Annotated in this window: 14 protein-coding genes; 2 read left to right on the top strand and 12 right to left on the bottom strand. The window is 67.2% G+C overall.

The genetic code is table 11. The features are described from left to right. The first annotated feature begins 44 nt into the window (after positions 1–44). A complete protein-coding gene (locus BLT64_RS10640) occupies positions 45–392 on the top strand; it encodes a DUF488 domain-containing protein (protein ID WP_011747006.1) in 348 nt (115 codons plus the stop codon). Here BLT64_RS10640 and ggt read toward each other — a convergent pair. The 7 genes from ggt to BLT64_RS10605 form a co-directional block, all read right to left on the bottom strand. Beyond that, positions 386–2,128 (bottom strand): gamma-glutamyltransferase, encoded by a 1,743-nt coding sequence (ggt, locus tag BLT64_RS10635; RefSeq protein ID WP_011747005.1) that lies wholly within the window; start codon positions 2,126–2,128, stop codon positions 386–388. The two genes, BLT64_RS10640 and ggt, sit on opposite strands and share 7 nt — an antisense overlap. A gap of 208 nt (positions 2,129–2,336) precedes the next feature. Further along, complete coding sequence (gene topA, locus BLT64_RS10630) at positions 2,337–4,892, bottom strand: type I DNA topoisomerase (RefSeq protein WP_011747004.1); 2,556 nt, start codon at positions 4,890–4,892, stop codon at positions 2,337–2,339. 124 nt (positions 4,893–5,016) lie between these two features. Then, positions 5,017–5,853 carry a ferredoxin--NADP reductase gene (locus BLT64_RS10625; protein WP_011747003.1) on the bottom strand — a complete coding sequence of 279 codons (837 nt, stop codon included), beginning with the start codon at positions 5,851–5,853 and terminating at the stop codon, positions 5,017–5,019. 53 nt (positions 5,854–5,906) lie between these two features. After that, positions 5,907–6,278 (bottom strand): DUF934 domain-containing protein, encoded by a 372-nt coding sequence (locus tag BLT64_RS10620; protein ID WP_011747002.1) that lies wholly within the window; start codon positions 6,276–6,278, stop codon positions 5,907–5,909. Continuing rightward, entirely contained in the window at positions 6,275–7,006 is a 732-nt protein-coding gene (locus BLT64_RS10615; protein ID WP_011747001.1) for a phosphoadenylyl-sulfate reductase, read from the bottom strand. The genes BLT64_RS10620 and BLT64_RS10615 overlap by 4 nt, the downstream gene beginning before the upstream one ends. After that, complete coding sequence (locus BLT64_RS10610; protein WP_011747000.1) at positions 6,999–8,654, bottom strand: nitrite/sulfite reductase; 1,656 nt, start codon at positions 8,652–8,654, stop codon at positions 6,999–7,001. Before BLT64_RS10610 ends, BLT64_RS10615 begins: the two co-directional genes overlap by 8 nt. Then, a complete protein-coding gene (locus BLT64_RS10605; protein WP_041529766.1) occupies positions 8,647–8,976 on the bottom strand; it encodes a DUF2849 domain-containing protein in 330 nt (109 codons plus the stop codon). Before BLT64_RS10605 ends, BLT64_RS10610 begins: the two co-directional genes overlap by 8 nt. 122 nt (positions 8,977–9,098) lie before the next feature. On the opposite strand from BLT64_RS10605, the gene BLT64_RS10600 reads away from it, so the two are divergent. Beyond that, complete coding sequence (locus BLT64_RS10600) at positions 9,099–9,581, top strand: Lrp/AsnC family transcriptional regulator (RefSeq protein WP_011746998.1); 483 nt, start codon at positions 9,099–9,101, stop codon at positions 9,579–9,581. A 49-nt stretch (positions 9,582–9,630) separates the two neighbouring features. Here BLT64_RS10600 and BLT64_RS10595 read toward each other — a convergent pair whose 3' ends face one another. From BLT64_RS10595 to BLT64_RS10575, 5 genes are all read right to left on the bottom strand, one after another. After that, a complete protein-coding gene (locus tag BLT64_RS10595; protein WP_041529765.1) occupies positions 9,631–10,734 on the bottom strand; it encodes a pyridoxal phosphate-dependent aminotransferase in 1,104 nt (367 codons plus the stop codon). A gap of 83 nt (positions 10,735–10,817) precedes the next feature. Then, positions 10,818–11,054, bottom strand: coding sequence for an Lrp/AsnC ligand binding domain-containing protein (locus tag BLT64_RS10590; RefSeq protein ID WP_011746996.1), 237 nt, complete (start codon positions 11,052–11,054; stop codon positions 10,818–10,820). Between the two features lie 30 nt (positions 11,055–11,084). Beyond that, positions 11,085–12,461 (bottom strand): MATE family efflux transporter, encoded by a 1,377-nt coding sequence (locus BLT64_RS10585; RefSeq protein WP_011746995.1) that lies wholly within the window; start codon positions 12,459–12,461, stop codon positions 11,085–11,087. Positions 12,462–12,517: 56 nt separating this feature from the next. Next, positions 12,518–13,147, bottom strand: coding sequence for a L,D-transpeptidase family protein (locus BLT64_RS10580; RefSeq protein WP_011746994.1), 630 nt, complete (start codon positions 13,145–13,147; stop codon positions 12,518–12,520). Continuing rightward, positions 13,144–14,328 carry a MalY/PatB family protein gene (locus BLT64_RS10575; protein ID WP_011746993.1) on the bottom strand — a complete coding sequence of 395 codons (1,185 nt, stop codon included), beginning with the start codon at positions 14,326–14,328 and terminating at the stop codon, positions 13,144–13,146. Before BLT64_RS10575 ends, BLT64_RS10580 begins: the two co-directional genes overlap by 4 nt. Positions 14,329–14,358: the final 30 nt, after the last annotated feature.

Here is a 14,358-nt window from a genome sequence, read left to right as displayed (position 1 = left end):
CCTGACCGCCCGCCCGGGAATTTCCTTGCGAAAGAGGCTTCGCCATGACCGACATCTCTCTTCGCCGCGCCTATGATCCACCCCTGCCGCAAGAGGGCCGCAGGGTGCTGGTGGACCGGCTCTGGCCGCGCGGGATCAGCCGCGAGACGCTGGGGGCGGATCTCTGGCTGAAAGAGATCGCGCCCTCGGACGAGTTGCGGCACTGGTTCGGCCACGACCCCGAGAAATGGCCCGAGTTCCGCCGCCGCTACGGCGCGGAACTGGACGCCAATCCCGGCCCCCTGCACGAGTTGCGGGCGCTGATCCGCAAGGGTCCGGTCACGTTGCTTTATGGCGCGAGGGACACCCAGCACAACAATGCCGTCGCCCTGCGCGACTACCTGGCTCAGTAGCCCAGCGTCGCCGCATCCGGCCGGCGCGGGTCCGAGGCGCCGTAAAGCGTCCCCGTCGCCGGGTCGCGCATGATCGACTGGGTCGAGCCCATCGCCTCCTTGACCGCGACGCCGTGCCCCTTGGCCTGAAGGATGCGTATGGTGTCCAGGCTGATGCCCTCTTCCACGCGCAATTCGTCGGGCAGCCACTGGTGATGGATGCGTGGCGCGGTCGAGGCTTCGGCCACGTTCATGCCGTGGTCGATCATGTTCATGATCACCTGCAACACCGTGGTGATGATGCGCGCACCGCCGGGAGAGCCGGTGACCAGCCAGACCTTGCCGTCCTTCAGCACCATGGTCGGCGTCATCGACGAAAGCGGCCGCTTGCCCGGCTCGACCGCATTGGCATCGCCGCCGACCAGGCCGAAGGCATTGGGCACGCCGGGCTTGGCCGAGAAATCGTCCATCTCGTTGTTCATCAGGACGCCCGTGCCCTCGGCCACCAGCCCCGAGCCATAGTTCAGGTTGATGGTATAGGTGTTCGAGACCGCGCTGCCGTCCTTGTCCACCACCGAGAAATGCGTGGTCTGGTCGGATTCGTAAGGCGCAAGGTCCGCCGGCTTGATCATCACCGAGGGCGTGGCGAAATCGGCGCTGATCTTGCGGCGCATCTCGACCGCGTAATCCTTGCCGGTCAGCGCGGCGACAGGCACATCGACGAAATCCGGGTCGCCCAGATATTCCGAGCGGTCGGCATAGGCCAGCTTCATCGCCTCGGCCATCAGGTGGATGGTCTCGCCCGAGTTCTGCCCCAGCGCACCGATCGGATAGCCCTCCAGCGCATTCAGGATCTGGATCAGGTGCACCCCTCCCGATGAGGGCGGCGGCATCGAGACCACCTCATGGCCGCGATAGGTGCCGCGCACCGGCTCGCGCAGGATGGGCTGGTAGGCCGCCATGTCCTCGACGGTGATCAGCCCGCCCGCTTCCTGCACCGAACGCGCGATGGCCTCGGCCACCTCGCCCTTGTAGAAGCCGTCCGGTCCCTCGGCGGCGATCTTCTTCAGCGTCGCCGCCAGATCGGCCTGCACCAGCCTGTCGCCGGGCCGATAGGCCGCCCCGCCCTCCTTGAAGAAGATCTTCGCACTCGACGGGAATTTCTCCAGATGCTCGCGCTCGGCCTCGATGCTGTCGGCCAGTTCCGGGGTGACGGTGATGCCCTCCTCGGCCAGCCGGATCGCCGGGGCGATGACCTCGGCCCAGTCCATGCTGCCATATCTGTCCAGCGCCAGCTTCATTCCCGCCACGGTCCCCGGCACTCCCGAGGCCGCGCCGCTGTAAAGCGACTTCTCGCTGTCGGCCTCGCCCTTCGCATCCAGGAACATGTCGCGCGAGGCGCCCCGAGGCGCCATTTCGCGATAGTCGATGGCGTGGGTCTGGCCGGTTTCGGCATCATGCACCAGCATGAAGCCGCCGCCGCCGATATTGCCGGCGCGCGGCAGGGTGACGGCCAGCGCAAAGGCCACCGCCACGCCGGCATCGACCGCGTTGCCGCCCCTGGCCATGATGTCGCGGCCGATCTCGGCGGCCAGGCGCTCCTGTGCCGAGACCATGCCGCTTTCCGCCCAGACCGGATGAATCCGGTCCATCACATCGAAGATCGCGGCGTCCTGCGCCGCGGCTGGAACCCCGATGCAGCCTGCCGCCAACACGATGGCCGCCGCACGGCCCATCCCGACGATTCGATCCTTCATGGCGCCCTCCGCTCAACCCTTGCAGGTCGAGCCTATCAGCAGAACGGCCCGGATCAAAAAGCCAAAACCGCGGCGTTGCCCCAGCGTCCTGGCCGCGTCATGAGTATTTAGGGAACGAAGAAGCACGCACTTGCCTTGAAAATCAGGCATCGCACGAGGTCTTCTTCGTTCCTCAAATACTCAAAATGCAACCGCGAAGCCCGGCGCCCTACCCGGCCTTCTTCGCCTTGGCCGCAGCCGGCTTCTTCGCAGCGGGTTTCTTTGCGGCCGGTTTCTTCGCGGCAGCCTTCTTCGCCGGCTTCTTGCCCGATTTCGCGGCTTTCTCGGCGATCAACTCCAGCGCACGCTCAAGCGTGACTGCGCCGGGCTCCAGGTCACGGGGCAGCGTCGCATTGACCTTGCCCCATTTGACGTAAGGGCCATAGCGGCCGCTCATCACCTGCACCGAACCGCCTTCGGGATGCTCGCCCAGTTCCGCCAGCGGCGCGGCCACCGCAGCCCTGCCCCGCACCTGTTTCGAGGCCAGAACCTCGACCGCGCGGTTCATGCCGATGGTAAAGACCTCGTCCACATCCGGCAGGTTGGCGTATTTCGCGCCATGCTTCACATAGGGGCCGTAGCGGCCGATGCCGGCCTCGACCGGAACGCCGTCCTCGGGATGCGAGCCGATCTCGCGCGGCAGCGACAAGAGCGCCAGCGCCCGCTCCAGATCGACCGAGGCCAGGTCCCAGCCCTTGGGGATCGAGGCGCGCGGTGGCTTCGGATTCTCCGCCGTGGCCTCGCCGCGCTGCACATAGGGTCCGAAGCGGCCGTTCTTCAGGCTGATCTCATCGCCATTGTCCACGCCCAGCACGGCATCGCCCACCACTTCGGCATCGGGCGAGCTGATCGGCCGGGTAAAGCGGCAATCGGGATAGTTCGAGCAGCCGATGAAGGCCCCGCCCGAGCGCGCCGTCTTCAGGTGCAGCCGCCCCTTGTGGCAAAGTGGGCATTCGCGCGGGTCCGAGCCATCGGCCCGCGGAGGGTAGAGATGCGGCGCCAGCGCCTCGTCGATAGCGTCGAGCACCTCGGTGATGCGCAACTCGGACGTGCCCTCCAGCGCGGCGGTGAAGTCCCGCCAGAAGCGGCGCAGCACTTCGCGATAGGCACGCTCGCCCGAGGAGATGTCGTCGAGCTCCCCCTCCAGGTTGGCGGTGAAATCGTAGCTGACATAGCGCGGGAAATATTTCAGCAGGAAGATGGTGACCAGCCGGCCCTTGTCCTCGGGGATCAGGCGGTTCTGCTCCTTGCGGACATAGTCGCGGTCCTGAATGGTGGTCACGATGCTGGCATAGGTCGAGGGCCGGCCGATCCCCAGTTCTTCCATGCGCTTGACCAGCGTCGCCTCGGTATAGCGCGGCGGGGCCTGGGTGAAATGCTGCTCGGGCGTGACGGAGCGCTTCTCGGCACGCTCGCCCTCCTCGATCGAGGGCAGGCGGCGGCTGTCCTCGTCCTCCTCGTCGTCTCGACCCTGGTCGTAGACCCGCAGGAACCCGTCGAACAGCATCACCTGCCCGTTGGCGCGCAGGCCCACCTGCCCGTCCGCCGAGCCGATCTCGACCGTGGTGCGCTCCATCCGCGCCGATTCCATCTGGCTGGCGATGGTGCGCTTCCAGATCAGGTCGTAGAGCGCCTTCTGATCCTTGTCCGAAACCGGCAGCCGGTCGGGCGACAGCATCATGTCGGTCGGCCGAATGCATTCATGCGCCTCTTGCGCGTTCTTGGCCTTGTTCTTGTACATGCGCGGCGATTTCGGCAGGTATTCCGCCCCGAAGCGCGCCTTGATCGCGTCGCGTGCCGCCATCACCGCCTCGGGCGCCATGTCGATGCCGTCGGTCCGCATATAGGTGATATGGCCCGCCTCGTAGAGCCGCTGCGCCGCCGACATGCAGGCCCGCGCGCCCAGGCCCAGCTTGCGGCTGGCCTCTTGCTGCAAGGTCGAGGTCATGAAGGGCGGCCAGGGATTGCGGCTCGCGGGCTTGGCAGCAACGCTGGCGACCCTGAGGTCGCGCGAGGTGATCGCGGCCACGGCCAGCTTTGCCTGCTCCTCGCTGGCAATGTCGAAGCGTTCCAGCTTCTTGCCACCGAAGACGGTCATGGTTGCGTCGTATTCGTCGCCGCGCGGTGTCGCCAGCCGGGCATGGACCGACCAGTATTCGCGGGCCTTGAAGGCCTCGATCTCCATCTCGCGATCGACGATTACGCGCAGGGCGACCGATTGCACCCGGCCGGCAGACTTGGCGCCGGGCAGCTTGCGCCACAAGACCGGCGACAGGTTGAAGCCGACCAGATAGTCCAGCGCCCGGCGGGCCAGATAGGCATCGACCAGCGGCTGGTCGATCTGGCGCGGATTGGCCATCGCCTCGGTCACCGCCGCCTTGGTGATGGCGTTGAAGGTGACGCGGCTGACCTCGGCGCCCTTCTTCAGCGCCGGCGCCAGGGTTTCCAGCAGGTGCCAGGAAATCGCCTCGCCCTCGCGGTCGGGGTCGGTGGCCAGGATCAGGTTCGGATCCGCGGCCAGCGCGTCCCGGATCGCCTTGACGTGCTTTTTCGATTCCGAGGCGACTTCCCATTTCATGGCGAAATCCGCCTCGGGATCGACGCTGCCATCCTTGGGCGGCAGGTCGCGCACATGCCCGAACGAGGCCAGAACCGTATAGTCGTCGCCCAGGTATTTGTTGATCGTTTTGGCCTTGGCCGGGGACTCAACGACGACGACGGGCATGAAGATTCCTTCGCTTGATTCGGCGCCGGAACATGGGCATCGCCCGACGAACTGTCAACGCCGGGCTTTTTCCGTTTCGCAAAATACCCCGGGGGGTCCGGGGGTGCGAACCCCCGGAGCGACCTCAGATCCCGTCGCCGACAAAGGCCTTTTCGACCACGAATTCCTTGGGATCGCTGTTGGCGCCCTCGCGCAGGCCGAACCCTTCCAGAACCGTCTTCACATCCGTGTTGAAGGCCAGGCTGCCGCAGATCATGGCGCGGTCATTTGCCGCATCCATGGGCGGCAGGTTCAGGTCGGCGAACACCTTGCCCGAGGTCAGGTTGTCGGTGATCCGGCCCATGTATGGCGTCTCTTCCCGCGTCGTCGTGGGATAATACAGCAGCCGGCTGGCGAATTCCTCGCCGTAAAGCTCGCCCAGAAGCGGATCGTGCCTCAGGTTCTCGACCAGTTCGCGGCCATAGGCCAGCTCGTCGGCGGTGCGGCAGGTGTGCATCATGACGACCTGCTCGTAACGCTCATAGGTCTCGGGGTCGCGCATCAGGCTGGCGAAGGGCGCAATGCCGGTGCCGGTGGCCAAGAACCACATGCGCTTGCCGGGCAGCAACGCGTCCAGCACCAGCGTGCCGACGGGCTTGGGGCGCAGGATGATCTGATCGCCCGGCTGGATGTTCTGCAAGCGCGAGGTCAGCGGCCCGTCCGGCACCTTGATCGAGTAGAATTCCAGTTCCTCGTCCCAGTTGGGCGAGGCGATGGAATAGGCGCGCAGGATCGGCTTGCCGTTGTCGTCCGGCAGCCCGATCATCACGAACTCGCCCGAGCGGAAGCGCAGGCTGGCGGGCCGCGTCACGCGGAACGAGAACAGCCGGTCGGTCCAATGCCTGACCGAGGTCACGGTCTGCGCATCGGGCAGCGTCTTGGCGGGTTTGGCGGCAATGTCCACAGAGAGATCCAGCGTCATTTCGGAGTCCCGGTTTATCTAATGCATGGGGAGGCGGGGCGAAACCCCGGGTTTCAGCCGGCGAGCCGCGACCGATGGTCCCAGTCCTGCCAGTCGGCGCGATAGAGCCATTGCTCCTGCGGCTGGCGAGCGGCAAGCGCGGCGGGGATGCGCACCTCGTCGAAGCCGACCCGGCGGGCCATGGCATACTGGTCCGAGATCAGCCCGCCCACGGCGCGCAGCCGGCCCTTGTAGCCCTTTTCGCGCAGGATGCGGGCCAGCGAAAAGCCGCGCCCGTCCGTCATCGCCGGAAACTCGATGGCGATCAGCTCATGGTCCAGATAGTCGCCCAGCGAGGCCGGATCGGTATCCGGCGCCAGGCTGACCGGCTCGGCCCCGTCATCGGGGTGGAAGCCGTCATCGCGGACAAGGAAGAAATCGCTCATGCCTTCGCTCCTGCGCGGACCATGCGCCCGCCGATGAAATGAATGCCGCATTCGGTCTTCTGGCTGCCCCGCCAGCGGCCGGCGCGCGGATCCTCGCCCGGTTTGATCGGCGAGGTGCAGGGCGCGCAGCCGATCGAGGCGTAGCCCTTGGCCACCAGGGGATGGCGCGGCAGGTTGTTCTCGGCCATGTAGTCCTGGACGTCCTGAGGACGCCAGTGGGCCAGCGGGTTGATGCGCAACCGCGAGGGCGGCTCGGATTCGAAGAACTCCAGCTGCTGGCGCTCGCCGCCCTGGAACCGCTTGCGGCCGGTGATCCAGGCATCGAATTTCGACAGTTCGCGCTCCAGCGGAACGGTCTTGCGGAAATCGCAGCAGGCGTCGGTGTTGAACTGGTGCAGGGTGCCGTCCGGGTCGTTCAGCGCCACTTCGCGCTCGGTGGCGCGGATCACCCGAACGTCGGTCAGCCCCAGCTTCTGGGTCACGTCCAGCTGGTAGTCCAGCGTCTCCTGGAACAGCATCATCGTGTCGATGAACAGCACCGGCGTCCCCGGCGCCACCACCGAGACCATGTGCAGAAGCACCACCGATTCCGCCCCGAAGGACGACACCAGCGTGGTCGAGCCCAGGTCGGGGTCGCGCAATGCACGCCGCAGCACCTCGGTCGCGGCGTGGTGGCGATAGCGGTCGTTCAGCCGCGCCGCGCGGGCATCCAGCGTCTGGTCAAGCATCGGCCGGATACAGCGCCGCCTTGAACGGAGCCACTCCCAGACGGCGATAGGCGTCGATGAAGCGCTCCTCGGGCGATTCGCGCAGTTCCAGATAGGCATCGATCAGCCGGTCGATGGCCGGCACGACCTCTTCGGCCGGGAAGCCCGCACCGGCGCGCTGGCCGATGGCCGGGATGTCGTAGCCGTCGCCGCCCAGCGTGATCTGGTAGTTCTCGACCCCCGCACGGTCCAGGCCCAGGATGCCGATATGGCCCAGGTGGTGGTGGCCGCAGGCGTTGATGCAGCCCGAGATGCGGATGTTGAACTGGCCGATCTCTTCCTCGAGGCCGCGGGCGCGGAAATGCGCCGCGATGTCCTGGGCGATCGGGATCGAGCGGGCGGTGGCCAGCGTGCAATAGTCCATGCCCGGGCAAGCGACGATATCGCTGATCAGGCCCGCATTCGCGGTGGCGAGGCCGGCGGCCTTCAGCTCCTGATAGACCGCGAACAGGTCGGACTTGTGGACATGCGGCAGCACCACGTTCTGCTCGTGGCTGATGCGCAGGTCGTGATGGCCGAAACGCTCGGCCAGGTCGGCCAGCAGGCGCATCTGTTCCGCCGAGGCATCGCCCGGCGTCTGGCCCGGCGCCTTGAAGGTCACGGTGACGCTGGCATAGCCCTCTTGCTTGTGGGCCGACAGGTTGGTGTCGGTCCAGCTACGGAAGACCGGGTCGGCGGCGCGGCGCTGTTCGTAGTCGCCCTCGGGCTCGTTGCGGAAGGCGGGCGGGGCGTAGAGGCTTTTCAGCGCCGCCAGCAGGTCCTGGTCGACGCCGGTAAAGGCTTCGCGGCGACGCAGGAACTCGGCCTCGATCTCCTCGCGCATCACGTCGAGGCCACGCTCGGCCACGGTGATCTTGATGCGGGCCTTGTACTTGTTGTCGCGGCGGCCCGAGAGGTTGTAGGCCGCGATGATCGCCTCGACATAGGGCAGCAGGTCGGCCTCGGGCAGGAACTCGCGCACCACCTGGCCCAGAAGCGGCGTGCGGCCCAACCCGCCGCCGATCCAGACCTGATAGCCCAGCTCGCCCTTGTCGTTCCCAACCAGCCGCAGGCCGATGTCATGGGCAGCGATGACGGCGCGGTCCTTCTTGCCGCCCGAGACGGCGATCTTGAACTTGCGCGGCAGGAACTGGAATTCGCCGTGGTCGGTGGACCATTGCCGCAGCAATTCGGCATAGGGACGCGGATCGGCGACCTCGTCGGCGGCGGCGCCAGCAAAGGCGTCCGTCGTCACGTTGCGGATCGTGTTGCCCGAGGTCTGGATGGCGTGCAGGCCGACATCGGCCAGCGCATCCAGCATGTCGGGGATATCGACCAGCTTCGGCCAGTTGTACTGGATGTTCTGCCGCGTGGTCCAATGGCCGTAGCCCTTGTCCCATTTCTCGGCCAGAAGCGCCAGGGTGCGCATCTGGTCGGGGCTGATGGTGCCATAGGGAATGGCCACCCGCAGCATATAGGCATGCAGTTGCAGATAGACGCCGTTCATCAGGCGCAGCGGACGGAACTCGTCCTCGGTCAGGCTGCCGTCCAGCCGGCGCTCGACCTGCTGGCGGAACTGCTGGGCGCGGTGGCGCAGATATTCGTTGTGCTGGGGACGCGCGTCAAACATTGCTGGCCTCGAATTCGGCTTGCTTGCCATGGAAGTAGTTGGAGGGCCCCCGGCGGCGGAACGCCTCGCGGAAATGCGTCGGCTGGGGGCGGCCGTCGGGGCCGCGCCTGGCCTCGGCCAGATAGGGACCGACGACGATATTGGCCTGCGCGATGGCGTCGAGCAGGGCCAGTTCGGCGATGGCCTCGTCCTCGAACAGCTCGGCCTCTCGCGGGTCGGCCGTCCAGGCACCGTCGCGCATCCACACGCAATGGCCCATGCGCAGGTCATTCGCGGTGATGACGGCGGGGGTCGCGGGGGATGGGGTGAAGCCTTTGGACATGGCCTTTGCCTTTCGTTTCCTGTGGTATCTATATAGAAAAAAATCCCCCATATTGACGAGTAGGGCGGAAAAATAAGAAACATCTTCGCATGTCAGCGCGACAGCAAGGACCAGGTTTCACGATGAGCGACAACAGACAAACACCCATCCGGCTGGACGATACCGACCGCAAAATCCTGTCCCTGCTGCAAGAGGACGCCACCCTGTCGCTGGACGACATCGCAGCCCGAGTCGGCGCCTCCAAGACCCCGGTCTGGAACCGGATTCGCAAGCTGCGCGAGGCGGGGGTGATCCGTGGGCAGGTGGCCTTGCTGGATCCCGATGCGCTGGGGCTCGACGCCTGTTTCTTCGTGCTGATCCGCACCAGCGAGCACGACCCGGAATGGGCGCGGCGCTTCCTGGCCGCCGTGCGCGCCCGGCCCGAGGTGATCGAGGCGCATCGGCTGGCCGGCGACATCGACTATATCCTCAAGGTGCGGGTGCGCAACGCGCGCGCCTATGACCGCTTCTACCAGGCGCTGATCTCGGAGGTGAAGATCCACAACGTCACCGCGCTGCTCTCGATGGAGGAGCTGAAGGCGACCACGGCGCTTCCCCTGGATTGACCTGCCCCGGCGGCACGGTCCTTTGAGTATTTTCAGAACGAAGAAGCCGTCAGGCCAGTGTCCCGATCGCCTTGGGCAGCGCCTCGGCGAAGGCGGCGAGTTCCGGCGCGGGGCCGCAAGAGACGCGGATGCAGCGGTTCATCGGGGCCGCGCCCGGCATGCGGACGAAAACGCCCTGTTGCGCCAACCCGTCCAGCAGGGCCTGGGCAAAGGCGCCATCGCGGCCGCAATCGATGGCGACGAAATTCGTGGCCGAGGGCAAGGCGGCCAGCCCGTTCATGCGGGCGATGTCGCCGATACGGTCGCGGGCGGCAGCGACCTCGGCCCGGATATGGGTCAGCCAGTCCCGATCCCCGAGCGCCGCCAGCGCGCCGACCTGGCCGATGCGGTTGATGCCGAAATGGTTGCGGATGCGGTCAAAGCCGGCGATCAGTTCGGCCGGGCCGATGGCATAGCCGATCCGCGCGCCCGCCATGGCATGGGCCTTGGAAAAGGTGCGGAAACGGATGACGCGCGCATCCTCGGGATCGATGCGCGGGATGGCGTCTTCCGGGGCGAATTCGGCATAGGCCTCGTCCAGCACCAGCAGGCTGCCCTGCGGCAGATCGTCCAGCATGGCCTCGATCCGCGCGCCGGAATGCCAGCTGCCCATCGGGTTGTCGGGATTGGCCAGATAGACCAGCCGCGCCCCGGTCTCGCACGCCGCGGCGACCAGCGCATCGGGATCCTCGGCATCCTCGCGATAAGGCACCTTCACCAGCCGGCCGCCGAAGCCCGCGACATGATAGTTGAAGGTCGGATAGGCCCCGTCCGAGGTCACCACCGCCTCGCCCGGCGCGACCATCAGCCGGACCAGCAGGCCCAGGAGCCCGTCGATCCCCTCGCCGACCATGACGTTCTGCGGCGCGACGCCGTGATGCCCGGCCAGCGCATGGCGCAGGTCATGGCTGTCGGGATCGGCGTATTTCCATGCCTCGGCCGCCGCCCGCTCCATGGCCTCGACCGCACGGGGCGAGGGGCCGAAGCCGTTCTCGTTGGCCCCCAGACGGGCACGGAACGGCGCGCCGCGGCGACGCTCCAGCGTCTCGGGGCCGGTGAAGGGAACCGTGGCGGGCAGCGCGGCGGCGATCGGGGCGAAGCGAAAGCGGGTCATGCCGCCACAGAAACCGCAAAGCCGGCCCGCGCGCAAGGGCATCCGCTGCCCGCACCGCTTTCGTCACCCATGCCGCTGAGCGCCTAGAACGCCTTGAAGGTCATCGTGGTCAGCGTCCGCACGATATGCGGGATGTCGAACAGCTTTTCAGAGAGGTAATGCCCGACATCCTGGTCCTCGGGCACATAGATCTTGGCCAGCAGGTCGTAGTCGCCCGAGGTCGAGTAAAGTTCGCTGACGATCTCTCGGTCGTAGATGGCGTCGGCGACCTCGTAGGTCTTGCCGGGCGAACAACGGAACTGGACGAAAACCGGGCGCATGACGGGCCTCCTGACTTCTGCGCGGCCAAACTAGACCGCCGGCGCCTCGCCGGTCCAGTCCCCGCGCGCAAGCCCGCGCCAGAAGCGGTGCATCAGCAGCGCAGCAGCGCAGGTCAGCCCCGCGACCAGGCCCAGCCACAGGCCGGCCGGGCCGATCCCCGCCACGAAGGCCAGGCCGTAGGCCACCGGGATGCCGACCAGCCAGTAGCTTACCGCCGCGATCACCATGGGCACCCGGGTATCCTGCACCCCGCGCAGCAGCCCCAGCCCGATCACCTGCATCGCATCCGTCAGCTGGAACAACCCGGCATAGAACAGCAGGCCCGCCGCGATCCCGATGATGGCCGGGGTCTCGGGGTGGGCGGCGTCAAGGTAGAGGCCGACGAGTTGGCGCGGGAACAGCTCGAACGCCGCCATCGCCAGCGCGGCGATGACCGCCGAGACCGCCGTGACCGTCACGCCGGCATCGCGCATCCAGCGGCCGTCGCCCCGGCCCCTCGCCTGCCCGATGCGCACGGTGGCGGCATTCGACATGCCCAGATGCAGCATGAAGGTGATCGAGGCGAGTTGCAGCGCGATGCCATGCGCCGCCAGCTCGCGCGTGCCGATCCAGCCCATCATCACGTTCGAGCCGACGAACAGCCCGCCCTCGGCCACCATGGTCAGGCCGATGGGCAGGCCCAGCATGAAGACCGCCCGCATCCCGGGCCAGTCCGGGCGCCAGAAGCGCTGGAACAGCCGGTATTTGCGCGCCGAGGGCAGCCAGGCCGCATAGGCGGCGATGGCCAGAAGCTGGCTGAACTGCACCGCGATGGCGGCGATGGCGGCACCGCGCACCCCCAGCGCCGGAGCGCCCAGGTTGCCGAAGATCAGCACCCAGTTCAGGAAGATCACCAGCGGCAGCCCGGCCAGCGTGATCCACAGCACCACCTGCGGCCGCTCCATCGCGGCCAGATAGCTGTTGAGCGTCAACTGGCACAGCATCGCGATCAGGCCGAAGCCGGCGATGCGCAGGTAGTCCTGCGCCAGCCGCGCCACCGCCGGTTCCTGTCCGATGGCCAGCAGGATCGGCTCGGAATGCCACATGGCGGGGACGACCGCCACGGCAAAGGCAAGCGACAGCCACAGCGCCATGCGGGCCGAACGGCGCACCTCGACCTCGTCGCCGCGGGCGATGGCGGTCGCGATCAGCCCCATGACGCCGATGCCGAAGCCCATGCCCAGGAAGAACAGGATGTTGAAGAACGACACCGCGATGACCAGCGCCGCCAGTTCCGTGACGCCATACCAGCCAACCATGATGGTATCGGCGACGTGAATGGCCATTCGTGCCAGATGGCTGCCCACGAGCGGCAGTCCAAGCGCGAGAGTCGCGCGCAGATGGGGGGCATAGCGGTTGAACGTCATGGCCCTGCCTTATCCTTGGGCACAGGCCGCGGCAAGTGTGGCCGAAAGGCCGCGATTCAGGGCAGAATCTCGACCTCGGTGCCGATGCGGGCATGGGCGAAGATCTCTTCGATCTCGGCATTGTCGACGGCGATGCAGCCGGCGGTCCAGTCGCCCTTGACGCGATAGCCGTCGGGCACCTGGTTCGGCTGGCCGTGGATCATGATGTCGCCGCCGGGGCTGAGGCCCAGCCGGCGCGCCGCCTCGCGGTGGTGCTTCTGCGGATAGTCGATGCCCAGCGACAGGTGATAGGCGCTCTGCCGGTTCAGGCGGTCGATGCGGAAGATGCCCTCGGGCGTGCGGCCGTCGCCCTCGCGGCTCTTGTCCCCCTCGGGCGAAAAGCCCAGCGCGATGCGAAAGGTCCGGGGCGGGCCGCTTTCCTGATAGACGGTCATGCGGCGGGCGGATTTCTCGACCAGGATGCGCCGGACGGGCGAGGCGATGGGCGCTTCCGGCTGCACCGGCGGTCGCTGGAAGATCGGCGGCAGGGTGATGCGCGGCAGCCGGAACTCGGGCAGACCCGGCCAGTGCCAGCCCGCCGCCGGCGGCTGCGGTAGCGGCGTGGGCTGCGGCGCCCAGAGCATCCACAGCCCCCAGAGCACCGCCGCGAGGCAAAGCGCCGAGAAGATCCCGCCCAGCCGCTTCATTGCAGGTCGCGGAACGCCTCTTGCAACCGCGCAACCGCCTCGGCCACGCGGGCGCGGGGCGTGGCGATGTTGAAGCGCAGGAAGTCCTCGCCCCCGGTGCCGAAGGTGCCGCCGTGGTTCGCGGCAATGCGGGCGCCCTGCTCGACGCGGCGGGTGAACTCGGCCCGCTCCATCCCGGTTCCCGAGAAATCGACCCAGGCGAGGTAGGTCGCCTGCAAGGGCATCGAACGAATGCCGGGAATCGCGTTCACCCCCTGGTCGAACAGCCGCCGGTTGCCGTCCAGATAGCCGGTCAGCGCATCGACCCAGGCCGCGCCCTCGGGTGAATAGGCGGCGGCGACCATGCCCGGCCCGAACAGCCCGGGCGAGATGCCCAGAGCCATCAGCCGGGTCTGCAGGCGCTTGCGCAGCCCTTCGTCGGCCACGATCAGGTTGCCGATATGGGCGCCGGCGATGTTGAAGGTCTTGGTTGCGGCGGTCAGCGTCACCAGGCGCGGCACGGCCTCGGGCACGGCGACCGCCAGCACGGAATGGCGCGGGCTGCCGGGCATGACCAGATCGTGATGGATCTCGTCCGAGACCAGGATCAGGTCATGGGCAGCGCAGAAATCGGCGACCTGCCGCAATTCCTCGGCGGTCCAGACCCTTCCGCCGGGGTTGTGGGGCGAACACAGGATCAGCATCCGCTCGCGCCCGGTCAGCAACTGCTGCCAGCCCTCCCAGTCCATGCGATACTGCCCGTCATGGATGGCCAGCGGGAACTCGGCCACCTCGCGGCCGGACGCGCGGATGACGCGGGCGAAGGCGTGATAGACCGGGGTCATGACGATCACCCGGTCGCCCGGCTGGGTGAAGGCATCGACGCAGATCGCCGTGCCGTTGACAAGCCCGTGCGCCGAGAGGATCCATTCCGGCTGGACCTCCCAGCCATGACGGTTCGCCATCCACCAGCGGATCGCCTCGACATAGGCCGGATTGGCGCCGGGATAGCCATAGACGCCATGCGCCGCGATCCGCTCGACCGCGCGCTGGACCGGGGCCGGCGGGCGGAAGTCCATGTCCGCGACCCACATCGCGATCCCGTCCCCGGGCGAGACGCCATAGACCGCCTGCATGTCGTCCCACTTGTTGCAGCCGGTGCCGGTGCGGTCGATGATCTCGTCGAAATCGGGCTGGGCCATGTTTCCCTCGTTTTCCGTTCGGGCGCTTTC

The organism is Paracoccus denitrificans (assembly GCF_900100045.1).
In the GTDB taxonomy this organism is placed as follows: Bacteria; Pseudomonadota; Alphaproteobacteria; order Rhodobacterales; family Rhodobacteraceae; genus Paracoccus; species Paracoccus denitrificans.
The sequence above is the reverse complement of the archived record's forward strand: the minus strand, read 5'-3'. Positions and strand labels throughout refer to the sequence as shown.

Coding starts and splice junctions, on each gene's coding strand:
- ggt (WP_011747005.1), bottom strand. CDS start 2,128: ATGAAGGATCGAATCGTCGGGATGGGCCGTGCGGCGGCCATCGTGTTG.
- BLT64_RS10625 (WP_011747003.1), bottom strand. CDS start 5,853: ATGACGCTGGATCTCTCTGTGGACATTGCCGCCAAACCCGCCAAGACG.
- BLT64_RS10590 (WP_011746996.1), bottom strand. CDS start 11,054: ATGCGCCCGGTTTTCGTCCAGTTCCGTTGTTCGCCCGGCAAGACCTAC.
- BLT64_RS10620 (WP_011747002.1), bottom strand. CDS start 6,278: ATGAGCGATTTCTTCCTTGTCCGCGATGACGGCTTCCACCCCGATGAC.
- BLT64_RS10610 (WP_011747000.1), bottom strand. CDS start 8,654: ATGTTTGACGCGCGTCCCCAGCACAACGAATATCTGCGCCACCGCGCC.
- topA (WP_011747004.1), bottom strand. CDS start 4,892: ATGCCCGTCGTCGTCGTTGAGTCCCCGGCCAAGGCCAAAACGATCAAC.
- BLT64_RS10585 (WP_011746995.1), bottom strand. CDS start 12,461: ATGACGTTCAACCGCTATGCCCCCCATCTGCGCGCGACTCTCGCGCTT.
- BLT64_RS10605 (WP_041529766.1), bottom strand. CDS start 8,976: ATGTCCAAAGGCTTCACCCCATCCCCCGCGACCCCCGCCGTCATCACC.
- BLT64_RS10615 (WP_011747001.1), bottom strand. CDS start 7,006: ATGCTTGACCAGACGCTGGATGCCCGCGCGGCGCGGCTGAACGACCGC.
- BLT64_RS10580 (WP_011746994.1), bottom strand. CDS start 13,147: ATGAAGCGGCTGGGCGGGATCTTCTCGGCGCTTTGCCTCGCGGCGGTG.
- BLT64_RS10575 (WP_011746993.1), bottom strand. CDS start 14,328: ATGGCCCAGCCCGATTTCGACGAGATCATCGACCGCACCGGCACCGGC.
- BLT64_RS10600 (WP_011746998.1), top strand. CDS start 9,099: ATGAGCGACAACAGACAAACACCCATCCGGCTGGACGATACCGACCGC.
- BLT64_RS10640 (WP_011747006.1), top strand. CDS start 45: ATGACCGACATCTCTCTTCGCCGCGCCTATGATCCACCCCTGCCGCAA.
- BLT64_RS10595 (WP_041529765.1), bottom strand. CDS start 10,734: ATGACCCGCTTTCGCTTCGCCCCGATCGCCGCCGCGCTGCCCGCCACG.